The following is an 11,971-nucleotide window of genomic DNA, read 5'->3' as shown; positions in this document are numbered from 1 at the left end:
AGTTCTTATAATTTTAAGTTGAATCAATAAACGAGCTTATGAAACGAATTACGAGTTTACTAGTGGTGGCCATCTTTGGTGGACTGATCACATTAGGAGGCTACAAGTTGTTATTTGAGAAAGGGAGGACCTCGTATACATGGAACGAGGATTTACCCGTATTTCAAACCAGTAATACCCCGGTTTCCAGTGCCGGTGCCGGGATCAATGCGGTGGACTTTACCACGGCAGCAGAGAATACCGTGAACGCTGTGGTTCACGTCAAGAACCTGACCGTTAGCAAAGCGGCTCCCAGTTTCCTGGATTTCTTTTACGGATCTGAAGGCAGGCAGATCCCCCAGGTAGGGACCGGATCAGGAGTAATCATTTCCCCTGATGGCTACATCGTCACCAATAATCACGTCATCGACCGATCCACCGAATTGAAGGTGACCCTGAACAACAATAAATCCTATGATGCAGAACTTATAGGTACGGACCCCAATTCGGATATCGCACTGATCAAGATCGAGGCAGACAGGGCGCTTCCCTACCTGGCATTCGGAGATTCAGACAACACCAAGGTAGGTGAATGGGTCCTGGCCGTTGGAAACCCGTTTAACCTTACCTCTACTGTTACGGCAGGGATCGTAAGTGCCAAGGCGAGGGCGCTCGGCAGGTCGGACCAGTCATTCATACAGACCGATGCCGCAGTAAATCCCGGTAACAGCGGTGGGGCCCTGGTCAATACCAATGGAGACCTGATAGGGATCAACACGGCCATTACCTCCCAGACAGGTTCTTACGTGGGCTATTCCTTCGCAGTTCCCAGCAACATCGCCAAAAAAGTGGTAGAAGATATCCTTGAATACGGGAATGTTCAAAAGGGTATGTTAGGCATCTCTGCTCCAAGGGTGAATTCACCCTATGCCATTGAAAATGGATTAGACGAGATCGAAGGGGTCTATGTAGAAGGAGTGGAAGAAGAATCAGGTGCCGATGAAGCCGGGCTCGTAGAAGGAGACGTTATCAAGCAGATCGATAATATCAAGATCAGGAGATTTGCGGATCTCACAGGTTATATCTCTACCAAAAGGCCCGGGGACGAAGTTCAGGTTACCGTAGAACGCGATGGAGAGAGCCTGCTACTGCCGGTAACACTCAAGGAAAGACAATCCCTGATCGTCCCTGTGATGGGACTTTCCGTGAAAAACCTTACCGAAAACGACAAAAAGATTTACAAGGTCAAGAAGGGGGTTAAAATTACCGGAGTGCCTGAGGTCTACAGGAAGGATGGTCTTGAACTGGTTGGAAGTGTGATCCTGGAGATCGATGGGCAACCCATTGAGGACATACAGGATGCCAGGGTGGAATTCGGAAAGATTACGCGTTACGGCAAGACGGTGATCACCCTGTTGAACAAAAAAGGAGAAAGGGAAAGAGTCATTTTCCAATAGAATATCTCCTGGCTTGGACACATAAAAGCGCACTCTTACCGGTGCGCTTTTTTCGTGCCATATCCTTGTGCGAAAACGTTTGAAATATATACTTTTGCAAAAATTTAAACAACCGCCTCAATGAACAAAATTTCGACCTATGAAAAAGAATTGGCCTTCCAGGCCGATCGAAGAAAAGCTTCCACCGAATTTATCAAGATCATAAGCGACCTGTGGTATGACCGATCCATTGAAGTGGTCCTGTTCAAGAATCAGATCATTGACAAGCCGGTAAGTGAGATCATCAACCTGCACGAATACGCGGGAGAATTTGTTCAAAAGCCTATTTCCATCTTTGATTCCGTAGAGATCCTGAGGGCTATCGAAGACCTCAAACTGCCTCCTTCCAAACTGGATATCGGAAAACTGACCTATGAATACCATTCGGAAGATGAGGGTCAGTACAACAATGTAAAGGCCTTTGTGGTAGACAAACTTAAGGATGCGAGGAAGAGTAAGGAGATCGAACCCAAGGATGTAATCCTCTACGGTTTCGGGCGCATTGGTCGCCTCGTTGCCCGGGAACTCATGGCCAAGACCGGAAAGGGGAACCAGCTTCGATTGAGGGCCATAGTTACTCGAGGGGAACTCACGGCGGAAAACCTGGAAAAAAGAGCCATGCTCCTAAGGACAGATTCGGTCCATGGCCAATTCAGCGGTACGGTCGAAGCTGATTTTAAAAACAAGGCCTTATTGGTGAATGGAACCACGGTCCATATGATCTCTGCCAGTGTTCCCGAGGAGACGGACTATACAAAATACGGTATTGAAAATGCCCTGGTCATCGACAACACAGGGGCCTACAGGGATGAACAGTCCCTGTCGAGACACCTGAAGGCCAAAGGGGTGGAAAAAGTACTGCTGACCGCCCCAGGAAAAAACATCCCCAATATAGTTCACGGGGTAAACCAGCGGGAATTCGACCCGGATAAGATCCGGATATATTCGGCAGCATCCTGCACCACCAATGCCATCACCCCTGTCTTAAAGGTAGTAGAGGATTCTCTAGGGATCGTCAAAGGACACCTGGAGACCATCCACGCTTACACGAACGACCAGAACCTGGTAGACAATATGCACGGGAAATACCGCAGGGGCCGGGCAGCAGCACTCAACATGGTGATCACCGAAACGGGAGCAGGAAAAGCCGTCTCCAAAGCCCTGCCCAGCCTGGAAGGGAAACTCACCTCCAATGCCATACGTGTTCCGGTTCCCAACGGCTCTCTGGCCATCCTGAACCTGGAGGTGAAGAACGCCACCTCCAAAGAAGGCATCAATACCATCATCAAGAAATACGCCCTCGAGGGAGACCTGGTGGAACAAATCAAGTATTCCCTGAGCAATGAACTGGTTTCTTCAGATATCATCGGGACCTCAGCCCCGGCCATCTATGACAGTATGGCCACCATTGTGGATGCGAGCGGGAAGAATGTGGTACTTTACGTCTGGTACGACAATGAGTACGGCTATGCACACCAGGTGATCCGTCTGGCCAAGTACATCGCTAAAGTGAGGCGTTTTACGTATTATTGAGATCCTTCCGGAGCCAGATGTGTCACTAATTTTTAATTCAGGCAAAAAATCTTAAATCAGTTTTTTTTCGTATTTACTAATATTAAGGGTACTTTAGTCGAACCTGAATCAAAGTTAAACCTAAGAACAATCCGGAATGAAATACTTCAGACTCATTATGGTTGCTGTGGTCCTGCTCTGCAGTTTCCAGGCTTTCTCTCAGACCGAAGAGACCCAGGAAGAGTCCTCCCTTGAAGGTGGCACCATCAATTCTCAGTTTGAATACATCTATGATAAATCTGGCAATTACAGGGCTGAAGGAAGACGCTATGAAGTAGTGCGAACCATCAACCTGGACAAGCTCCGGGAAAATGTGATCGATTCACTCAACGCAGCCAGGGAAAAAGCACGACAATTACAGCAGGTGATCACCACTCAGGAAAGCACCATCGCTTCCTTGAATTCCTCCCTGGAGGAAACCACTAAGAACCTTAATTCGGTTTCGGAGGAAAAAGACAGTATGTCGCTGCTGGGCGCACAAGTCTCGAAGTCGACCTACAACGTCATCCTCTGGACCCTCATCATGGGGTTATTCCTGTTATTATTGCTTTTCATTTTCAAATTCAGGCAAAGTAATGTGCTCACACAGGAAGCCAAAACCAATCTGGCCGATCTGGAAGCCGAATATGAAGATCACAGGAGAAGGGCCCTTGAAAGGGAGCAGCGGATCAGCAGGCAATTACAGGACGAGATCAACAAATACAGAAAATCGAAATAATCTCAGGTCCCCTCCGGGACCTTTTTTTTTAACTCAATGTCTATATTTACTCGCCTAGCGGCCCGGAGTGACCTTCCGGTGCTAACTACAATGCTCGATGCCTATCGGGTGTTCTACGCCCAGCCATCCGACCCGGAAGCAGCTAAAACATTTCTCGAGGCCCGCTTCAGCCAGCGCGATTCGGAGATCTTTTTGGGTGAAATGGATGGAAAGCCTGCAGGTTTTGTACAACTGTACCCGACTTTCTCCACGGTATCCCTTAAACGCATGTATGTCCTGAACGATCTCTATGTACTACCATCCTATCGCGGCCAAGGGGTTGGAGCAGCTTTGCTGATAAAGGCCCAGGAGCGTTGCCTGGAAAAAGGATACAAGGGACTGGCTCTGGAAACGGCCGTCGATAACCCTGCCCGCGCCTTGTACGAAAAACTGGGATGGGAGAAAGATATTCATTGTTTTCATTACTTTTGGGCAGCACCCTGACCTGCGCTTCCAACCAGAAAATACAATTATGCGCATCGACATCATTACCGTGGTCCCGGAGATCTTAAAAAGTCCGTTTGAGGCCTCTATCCTCAAAAGGGCCATAGAAAAGGGCCTGGTGGAAGTACACATCCACAACCTCAGGGATTATGCGCAGGGCAATTACAAACAGGTAGACGACTACCAGTTCGGGGGTGGAGCAGGAATGGTCCTGATGATAGAACCCATAGACAAGTGTATACAGGAACTGAAGTCTCAGCGGGCATATGATGAGGTTATTTACCTGACCCCGGACGGGCAGACCCTCGATCAGAAAATGGCCAACTCCCTGTCTCTTTTGGGCAATATGATCATTCTGTGCGGGCATTACAAGGGAGTAGACCAGCGGGTGAGGGATACCTTGATAACCCGCGAGATCTCAATAGGCGATTATGTGCTTTCCGGGGGTGAACTGGGAGCAGCGGTGCTATGTGACGCCATCATCCGACTCCTCCCCGGGGTATTGAATGATGAGACCTCCGCTCTTACCGATAGCTTCCAGGACAACCTGCTTGCCCCGCCCGTATATACGAGGCCGAGGGAGTACAAAGGACTTGAAGTACCGGAGATACTCACCAGCGGAAATACCAAGGCCATTGAGGCATGGAGGGAGGAACAGGCTCAGCTGCGAACCCTTAAATTGAGACCCGACCTGCTTAAATAGGCACTTTCACCTTGTGAAAAATTCTGAGGAAATCCTTGTTCATATGGATTTATAGACTATTTTTGCAGTCGTTAAAATCAACCTCTGACGATGTCCGTGAACGTTGGTTTTATTAAATTTATAATCAAATACTTAGATGGAGCCGTTAGTTAAATTTGTTCAGGACGAATTCATTCCTAAAAAAGATTTCCCGGAATTCTCTGCCGGTGACACGATCACTGTATATTACGAGATCAAGGAAGGAGAGAAAACACGTACCCAGTTCTTCAGGGGCGTTGTGATCCAGAGAAGAGGATCAGGAGCTTCAGAAACCTTTACGATCCGCAAAATGTCCGGAACGGTTGGGGTTGAGAGGATCTTCCCAATCAACATGCCCGCCCTGCAGAAAATTGAGGTGAACAAGAAAGGTAAGGTGAGAAGGGCACGTATCTTCTACTTCAGAGGCCTGACAGGTAAGAAAGCGAGGATCAAGGAGATCAGGTCCTAACTTCTACCAAATATGATATAAAAAAACCCTAACAATCGTTAGGGTTTTTTATTTCCAGAACTCAGGGATCCAGGGCTATTCCATACCAGCTTCAAAATCGAGGATGGTCGTACGGATGATACGGATACATTCCATTAGTTGTTCTTCTGTCATCACCAAAGGTGGGGCAAACCTTATGATATTCCCGTGAGTGGGCTTAGCCAGTAATCCGTTATTTTTAAGGGCCATACAAATATCCCATGCGGTAGAGCTGTCTTCGGAATCGTCGATGACGATGGCGTTCAGAAGGCCCTTACCCCGGACCAGACTTACCAGGGAGGATTCCTTGACCAGTGCATTCATTTCTTCCCGGAAAATCTCACCCAGTCTGTCGGCATTTTCAGCCAAGCCTTCATCTTTCACTACTTTGAGAGCGGCAATGGCCACGGCACAGGCGAGCGGGTTCCCGCCGAAGGTGGATCCGTGGTTCCCCGGGCGTATAACTTCCATAATCTCTGTATTTGCCAGGACGGCAGATACCGGAAAGACCCCTCCTGATATGGCTTTACCGAGGATAAGGATGTCGGGTTTTACCTCAGGAGTTCCGCTACAGTTCTTATCGGCACAGGAACAATTTCCACAACTTGCCAGCAACCTACCGGTCCTGGCGATGCCGGTCTGCACCTCATCTGCGATCAATAATACATTTTTGGCCTTGCAAAGCGAATGAGCCTCAGTCAGGTAGCTGTCATCGGGCACGTATACTCCGGCTTCTCCCTGAATGGGTTCTACCAGAAAAGCGGCCACGTTGGGATCCTCAAGGGCTTCCCGAAGGGCGTCTATATCGTTGTACCGGATCGAGGTGATCCCCGGGGTGAAAGGTCCGAAATTCTCGGTGGCCACGGGGTCGTTGGAAGCAGAGATAATCGATATCGTCCTGCCGTGGAAATTGTTTTGGCACACGATGATTTTTGCCTTGTTGTCCGGGATCCCCTTCTTTTCATACCCCCACTTACGCGCCAGCTTTATAGCGGTCTCCACCGCTTCAGCCCCGGTGTTCATCGGCAGGACCTTTTCAAAGCCGAAAAAGGAGGTCACATAGCGCTCATAGACCCCGAGCATATCGTTGTAAAACGCACGGGAAGTCAGGGTTAGCTTCTCGGCCTGATTTTTTAAGGCTTGAATGATATCAGGGTGGCAATGACCTTGATTTACAGCAGAGTAGGCTGATAGAAAATCAAAATATTTTTTACCTTCAACGTCCCAAACATATACCCCTTCCCCCCTGCTGAGCACTACGGGGAGTGGATGATAGTTCTGGGCTCCAAATCGTTCCTCAAGGGCGATCGCCTCCTTGGAACTGAGTTTTTCCAGGACAGACATGTTCTATAGATTTAATTATAACAAATGCTATTCCTTCTTTGGGAGAGAAATCATCCTATGCGGACTATAAAAGTATTAAATATTGAACAATCGCGAGAAATAATTTACTGCTCTTATTTGTCCAACCTGTTATTCAAAGCCGCTATCTGCAATTCGATGCGCTTAAGTTCCCGTTTCAGGTCATTTTTGTCCATTTGCATCCAAAAATAAAGCTTTAGGATCCCAATGGTCAAAAGGGAAATAATGCCCACCACTGCCCAACGTATCATTTCAAGAGTTTCAGGGGCTTGCCAAAAGTTAACAATCGAGTAAATCCCAAGTATCAAGAATAGAACCATTATAAAATTCATTATCATGGCAAGCCAACCCAGCTGGCCTTTATAGACATCTCCAAGTTTATTTATTAAAGAAGGTTCATTCAAGTCTTCGTAGAACTTAGCTTCTTCATCTGAGAGGGCATCTTTGATCATTTTGTCAATATCATTCATATCTGTTTTCATAATTATTGTTTTACTAGGGTTTTTAATTTCTCTCTTGCGTGATATAAACGTGATTTAACGGCACCTGGGGATATCTCAAGAATACTCCCTATCTCATTCATGGTATATTCCTGTATATAGAACAATCTCAAAACCAACTGATGGTCTGCACTTAGTTCCTTTATACCCTTCTTAAGCTTTGTCATCATCTCTGGGCGTTCGTCTTCCTTCGATCCGAGATCATGGTTCTTGCCGCTTCTGGAATTTTCCCGTTGTTGGCTTCTTTCCCATTTGACCTTCCGAAGTACATCTAAGGACTTTCTAGTAACAATGGTCATCATCCAACTGCTGAATTTATCGGGATTTTTCAGGTTGTTTATTTTCTTAATAGCCTTCATCCATGAATCCTGAACAATATCCTTTGCCAAATCCTTATCTCCGACATACCAGAATGCATGGTTACAAAGATGTATATGGTGTCTTTTCACAAGGATATCCAAGGCTTTGTGATCGCCTCCCCTGAATCTCAATACCAGTAAACCATCGTAAATTCTGTCTATTCTTTCCATGGGCTACCTTAAGGACGCATAAATTGGAATAAAGTTCGATGAATTAGCACAATATTTTTATAAATAAGCCAAAGATGAGCCCCCGGACAAAGCATCGTCTTTACTACTTTTGCCCTATGCGAAAGAAAAATACACGGCAACTCTTTGAAAAGATAGACGTTCTGGATGCAGGCGCTAAGGGAATGGCCGTGGCCAAGACCCCGGACGGAAGGATCATCTTCCTGAATAACGCCGTCCCGGGGGATGTGGTCACTGTTCAGACCACAAAAAAGAGAAAAGCCTATTTCGAGGGGGTAGCTACCCACTTTCACAAACTCTCCCCAAGACGTACAGAACCTAAATGCAAACACTTCGAAGTTTGCGGGGGCTGCAAGTGGCAGCATATGAATTATGAGAGTCAACTGTTTTACAAGCAGCGGGAGGTAGAGAATAACCTGAGACGCATAGGACATCTCGACTTCCCTGAAATCCTCCCTATCCTGGGTTCGGAAAAACAATTCTTTTATCGCAACAAAATGGAGTTTTCATTCTCCGACTCCCGTTGGTTATATCCCCATGAGCTCAGAGACCAGGCGCCTATCAAAGACAAGAATGCCCTCGGACTCCATATCCCGGGAATGTGGGACAAGGTGCTAGACCTGGAGGAATGTCATCTGCAACCGGATCCCTCCAATGCTATCCGACTGGAGATCAGAAGATTTGCCACTGAGAATGAGCTGACTTTCTTCAATCCAAGGACGCAAGAAGGGCTTTTGAGGACCTTGATGATACGGACGAGTTCTACGGGAGAGGTCATGGTCCTGATACAGTTTGCCAGGGAAGATGGAAAATCCCGGTCCCTATTGCTCGACCACATTGCCCAGGCCTTCCCTGAGATCACATCCCTTTTGTATGTGATCAACACCAAAAAGAACGATACGCTTTACGATCAGGAGATTCACTGTTACAAGGGACGGGACCATATATGGGAGGCTATGGAGGATCTGACCTTCAGGATCGATGCGAAATCCTTTTATCAGACCAACTCGGAACAGGCCCATTCCCTTTATAAGGTGGTCAGGGATTTCGCGGGTTTGACCGGAGGTGAACTGGTATACGACTTATATACGGGAACCGGGACCATTGCGCAATTTGTTTCGGGGAAAGCCAGGAAAGTGATCGGGATCGAGATCGTGCCTGAGGCCGTGGCCGCAGCGCGGATCAATGCTGAAAATAACGGTATCCACAATACGGAATTTGTCACCGGCGATATGAAAAAGGTTTTGGATCCGTCCATTGTAAGGGAGCACGGTGTCCCGGATGTCCTGATCACAGATCCTCCGCGGGAAGGAATGCACAAGGAGGTCGTCGATCAGATCCTTGCCATGTCACCTGAGAAGATCGTTTATGTGAGTTGCAATAGCGCCACACAGGCCAGGGACCTGGGGCTGATGAAGGAACAGTATGAAATTCTCAAAGTACAGCCCGTAGACATGTTCCCTCAAACCCATCACGTAGAAAATGTCGTACTTTTGAAAAAACGCATTGCCTAGCATGAAGATTGACCCCAGGCTTTCTGTCCGACCTGCCATTTGGAAGACAACCTCAATGGTTTTTTTCTGCATCCTTATCCTGGCATCCCTTTTTGTATCCTGTGAAAAAGATGATATCTGCGTAGAGGGAGACACCCCTCTCCTAGTAATACGGTTCTATGATGCAGTGGATACCACTGCTGTTAAATCCGTTGCCAACCTCCGGATCATAGGCATTGGCATTGGGGTGCCTGTGAATACCTTTACGGACCGGTCAACAAGAGACTCCGTAGCCCTTCCCTTGCGGGTCGACGAAGGCAGTACGAGTTTTCTTATCATCAGGAGTTCAGCCGGGGAAGAAGGTGCTGAGACGGGTAATACCGACACCTTGCAGTTTAACTACAGTACGAATGAGGTATTCATTTCCCGTGCCTGTGGTTTTGTCGCAAATTACGAACAGCTCCAGGACAGCCTGGTATCTGATTCAGATAACTGGATACAGGATATCACCATAGTGAACCCTTCCGTCAACTCTCAGCTTGAAGCACATGTTAAGATATTTCATTAGTGGATTATTGGTTTTGTGGAGTTGTACCTTATTGCATGGGCAGTCAGGTAAGATCGACCTGAGGGCAAAGGACACGACCAGGTATAGTCAGCCCTATGGCCTGAGGGCAGGAATCGATCTCAGCAGGCCGGCCCTATCCTTTTTCAACGAGGATTACACAGGCCTCGAGATCGTGGCGGATTACCGTCTTACACATCGCCTGTATCTGGCCGGAGAATTGGGGAATGAACAAAAAACGAAACAGGAAGAACTTGAAAACTTTGACATCTCCGATCCAACACCTTTGTACAACTACACCACTTCGGGAAGTTATATCAAACTGGGAGTAGATTACAATACCTATGAGAACTGGTATGGGATGAACAATTCTATTTATATCGGTGGGCGATATTCTTTCAGTACGTTTAATCAAACCCTGAATTCAACATTTATTTACGATAGTAACCGCTACTGGTCACCTGATGCTTTTGTAGCCGGAAGCAGGAATGGTGAGGAGTACGGCGGACTCAACGCGAGTTGGCTCGAATTCCTCGTGGGGATGAAGGCAGAACTTTTCGCCAACTTCTACCTGGGAGCCAGCGTAAGGCTTGGTTTCCTCATAAGTAATAAAGAAGCTGATAATTTTCCCAACCTCTGGATCCCCGGTTTCAACAGGGTTACGGATGGAAGCAATTTCGGAGTGGGATACAACTACAGCATAACCTATTTTCTTCCGCTATACCGCAAAGCGAAAAAGAACCTCGCGCAGCCATCATCAGGCGGCTGATTCCGTGGTCAGGCAGGACGCATTTACCCTTACGGCTTTAATCCGGGATCCGATGCTTGGCCTTTTTGCTGCCCTCGTATATGGAATATTTGACCAGTCTCGATTCCAGATGGCTGTTAAAGACCTTGATTTTGCTGGACGGCCTGAGTCCGACAAACTTCAGCGCTTCCAGGTTAGAGGTTATCAGCCAGGCATCTGTTCCGGGATATCCGCGTTTCAGGGTGTTCCCTATGTGAGTGTAGAACTCCTCCATCTCAATTGGCAGTCGCTCCCCATACGGTGGATTAAAAAGCATATGCAGATGTCTCTCAGAAGTCTTTTGTGTGAGAAAGAAGTTCTTTTGTTCTATCTGTATATAATCTGTAAGGTTGGCATTGGCCACATTTTCCTTGGCTTTCAGAACGGCAGAAGGGGCCTTGTCATACCCTGTGATACGGAATGAAAAATCCCGTGTCTTATTCAGGCAACTCGAAAGGATCTTTTCGTACAGGGAGGGGTCAAAGTCCTTCCACTTTTCAAATGCGAATCCCTTCCTATTGAGATTCGCGGGAATATTGCAAGCGATCATGGCCGCTTCCACAGGGATGGTGCCGCTCCCGCACATGGGATCTAGGAAGTCGCACTGCCCGTCCCATCCACTGAGCAGGAGGAGTCCTGCCGCTAACACCTCATTGATAGGGGCGATATTGGTTGCAGACCGGTATCCGCGGTGATGCAGGGAGGCCCCTGAACTGTCAAGGGACACGTTGCATTGGTCTTTGTGGATATGAATATTGATGCGCAGATCGGGATGGTCAAGATCAACACTGGGCCTCCGACCAGTCCGTGCCCTGAAACTATCTGCGATAGCGTCCTTTGTTTTCTGAGAGACATACAGGCTGTGTGAAAAAGCGTCGGAATACACTGTGGCATCAATGGCAAGAGTGTCGTCCACAGACAGAAAAGAACTCCAGTCCATAGCATAGATCCTCTTGTACAGGTCGTCCTCATTCCTGATTTTGAAGCTCGCTATGGGCTTGATTATCTTAATAGCGGTTCTCAGACAGAGGTTGGCCTTGTACATAAAGCCGATATCCCCTTCAAATGACGCGCTGCGGACACCCGGTTGCACATCTATAGCACCGAGGTTCCTCAATTCCTTCGCCAGTATTTCCTCAAATCCGAAGAGGGTTTTGGCCACCATCTTGAAATTATTGCTCATTCTCATCCCTTTATAGCCGTAAAAATACGTTAATTTTATCCCTGACAAGAATTCGGCCGGTCATTAAGGTCATCTGT

At 47.5% G+C, this 11,971-nt stretch carries 13 protein-coding genes; 9 read left to right on the top strand and 4 right to left on the bottom strand.

The window, feature by feature from the left end; all coding sequences use genetic code 11:
• The first annotated feature begins 38 nt into the window (after positions 1–38).
• The 6 genes from GWK09_RS10975 to rplS all read left to right on the top strand — a co-directional run bounded on the left by GWK09_RS10975 (position 39) and on the right by rplS (position 5,438).
• The gene (locus tag GWK09_RS10975) at positions 39–1,436 is read left to right on the top strand and encodes a trypsin-like peptidase domain-containing protein (RefSeq protein WP_163693472.1); all 1,398 of its coding nucleotides are present in this window, start codon (positions 39–41) and stop codon (positions 1,434–1,436) included.
• 120 nt (positions 1,437–1,556) lie between these two features.
• Positions 1,557–3,008 carry a glyceraldehyde-3-phosphate dehydrogenase gene (locus tag GWK09_RS10970; protein WP_163693471.1) on the top strand — a complete coding sequence of 484 codons (1,452 nt, stop codon included), beginning with the start codon at positions 1,557–1,559 and terminating at the stop codon, positions 3,006–3,008.
• A gap of 136 nt (positions 3,009–3,144) precedes the next feature.
• Complete coding sequence (locus GWK09_RS10965) at positions 3,145–3,765, top strand: tRNA (guanine-N1)-methyltransferase (protein ID WP_163693470.1); 621 nt, start codon at positions 3,145–3,147, stop codon at positions 3,763–3,765.
• A 36-nt stretch (positions 3,766–3,801) separates the two neighbouring features.
• A complete protein-coding gene (locus tag GWK09_RS10960; protein WP_163693469.1) occupies positions 3,802–4,248 on the top strand; it encodes a GNAT family N-acetyltransferase in 447 nt (148 codons plus the stop codon).
• 28 nt (positions 4,249–4,276) lie between these two features.
• Positions 4,277–4,951, top strand: coding sequence for a tRNA (guanosine(37)-N1)-methyltransferase TrmD (gene trmD / locus GWK09_RS10955; protein WP_163693468.1), 675 nt, complete (start codon positions 4,277–4,279; stop codon positions 4,949–4,951).
• A 136-nt stretch (positions 4,952–5,087) separates the two neighbouring features.
• On the top strand, positions 5,088–5,438 hold the full coding sequence (rplS, locus tag GWK09_RS10950; protein ID WP_163693467.1) for a 50S ribosomal protein L19: 351 nt from the start codon (positions 5,088–5,090) through the stop codon (positions 5,436–5,438).
• Positions 5,439–5,513: 75 nt separating this feature from the next.
• Here the strand turns inward: rplS and rocD are convergent, their stop codons facing one another.
• The 3 genes from rocD to GWK09_RS10935 all read right to left on the bottom strand — a co-directional run bounded on the left by rocD (position 5,514) and on the right by GWK09_RS10935 (position 7,848).
• Positions 5,514–6,800, bottom strand: a complete 1,287-nt coding sequence (gene rocD, locus GWK09_RS10945) for an ornithine--oxo-acid transaminase (protein WP_163693466.1) — start codon at positions 6,798–6,800, stop codon at positions 5,514–5,516.
• Positions 6,801–6,913: 113 nt separating this feature from the next.
• Positions 6,914–7,300 carry a DUF6768 family protein gene (locus GWK09_RS10940; RefSeq protein WP_163693465.1) on the bottom strand — a complete coding sequence of 129 codons (387 nt, stop codon included), beginning with the start codon at positions 7,298–7,300 and terminating at the stop codon, positions 6,914–6,916.
• A 2-nt stretch (positions 7,301–7,302) separates the two neighbouring features.
• Positions 7,303–7,848, bottom strand: coding sequence for an RNA polymerase sigma factor (locus GWK09_RS10935; RefSeq protein ID WP_163693464.1), 546 nt, complete (start codon positions 7,846–7,848; stop codon positions 7,303–7,305).
• A gap of 116 nt (positions 7,849–7,964) precedes the next feature.
• Between GWK09_RS10935 and rlmD the strand changes: the two genes are divergently transcribed.
• The 3 genes from rlmD to GWK09_RS10920 are packed head-to-tail and all read left to right on the top strand — an operon-like array spanning position 7,965 to position 10,693.
• Positions 7,965–9,380 (top strand): 23S rRNA (uracil(1939)-C(5))-methyltransferase RlmD, encoded by a 1,416-nt coding sequence (gene rlmD, locus GWK09_RS10930; protein ID WP_163693463.1) that lies wholly within the window; start codon positions 7,965–7,967, stop codon positions 9,378–9,380.
• A gap of 1 nt (position 9,381) precedes the next feature.
• Positions 9,382–9,927: a DUF6452 family protein gene (locus GWK09_RS10925; protein ID WP_239530913.1), complete on the top strand. Its 546-nt coding sequence runs from the start codon at positions 9,382–9,384 to the stop codon at positions 9,925–9,927.
• Positions 9,908–10,693 (top strand): DUF6048 family protein, encoded by a 786-nt coding sequence (locus GWK09_RS10920; RefSeq protein ID WP_163693462.1) that lies wholly within the window; start codon positions 9,908–9,910, stop codon positions 10,691–10,693. The genes GWK09_RS10925 and GWK09_RS10920 overlap by 20 nt, the downstream gene beginning before the upstream one ends.
• A 37-nt stretch (positions 10,694–10,730) precedes the next feature.
• On the opposite strand, the gene GWK09_RS10915 is transcribed toward GWK09_RS10920, so the two are convergent.
• Entirely contained in the window at positions 10,731–11,894 is a 1,164-nt protein-coding gene (locus GWK09_RS10915; protein ID WP_163693461.1) for a THUMP domain-containing class I SAM-dependent RNA methyltransferase, read from the bottom strand.
• Positions 11,895–11,971: the final 77 nt, after the last annotated feature.

Origin of the sequence: Muriicola jejuensis, assembly GCF_010671595.1 — a bacterium.
Taxonomy (GTDB): domain Bacteria; phylum Bacteroidota; class Bacteroidia; order Flavobacteriales; family Flavobacteriaceae; genus Muriicola; species Muriicola jejuensis.
Note: the sequence above shows the minus strand (reverse complement) of the source record. Positions and strands in the feature narration are given on the sequence as shown.

Excerpts from the sequence above, each read along its gene's own strand:
- GWK09_RS10940 (WP_163693465.1), bottom strand. The coding sequence starts at position 7,300 with ATGAAAACAGATATGAATGATATTGACAAAATGATCAAAGATGCCCTC.
- GWK09_RS10965 (WP_163693470.1), top strand. The coding sequence starts at position 3,145 with ATGAAATACTTCAGACTCATTATGGTTGCTGTGGTCCTGCTCTGCAGT.
- GWK09_RS10925 (WP_239530913.1), top strand. The coding sequence starts at position 9,382 with ATGAAGATTGACCCCAGGCTTTCTGTCCGACCTGCCATTTGGAAGACA.
- rplS (WP_163693467.1), top strand. The coding sequence starts at position 5,088 with ATGGAGCCGTTAGTTAAATTTGTTCAGGACGAATTCATTCCTAAAAAA.
- GWK09_RS10960 (WP_163693469.1), top strand. The coding sequence starts at position 3,802 with ATGTCTATATTTACTCGCCTAGCGGCCCGGAGTGACCTTCCGGTGCTA.
- GWK09_RS10935 (WP_163693464.1), bottom strand. The coding sequence starts at position 7,848 with ATGGAAAGAATAGACAGAATTTACGATGGTTTACTGGTATTGAGATTC.
- rlmD (WP_163693463.1), top strand. The coding sequence starts at position 7,965 with ATGCGAAAGAAAAATACACGGCAACTCTTTGAAAAGATAGACGTTCTG.
- trmD (WP_163693468.1), top strand. The coding sequence starts at position 4,277 with ATGCGCATCGACATCATTACCGTGGTCCCGGAGATCTTAAAAAGTCCG.
- GWK09_RS10915 (WP_163693461.1), bottom strand. The coding sequence starts at position 11,894 with ATGAGCAATAATTTCAAGATGGTGGCCAAAACCCTCTTCGGATTTGAG.
- GWK09_RS10920 (WP_163693462.1), top strand. The coding sequence starts at position 9,908 with ATGTTAAGATATTTCATTAGTGGATTATTGGTTTTGTGGAGTTGTACC.
- rocD (WP_163693466.1), bottom strand. The coding sequence starts at position 6,800 with ATGTCTGTCCTGGAAAAACTCAGTTCCAAGGAGGCGATCGCCCTTGAG.
- GWK09_RS10970 (WP_163693471.1), top strand. The coding sequence starts at position 1,557 with ATGAACAAAATTTCGACCTATGAAAAAGAATTGGCCTTCCAGGCCGAT.
- GWK09_RS10975 (WP_163693472.1), top strand. The coding sequence starts at position 39 with ATGAAACGAATTACGAGTTTACTAGTGGTGGCCATCTTTGGTGGACTG.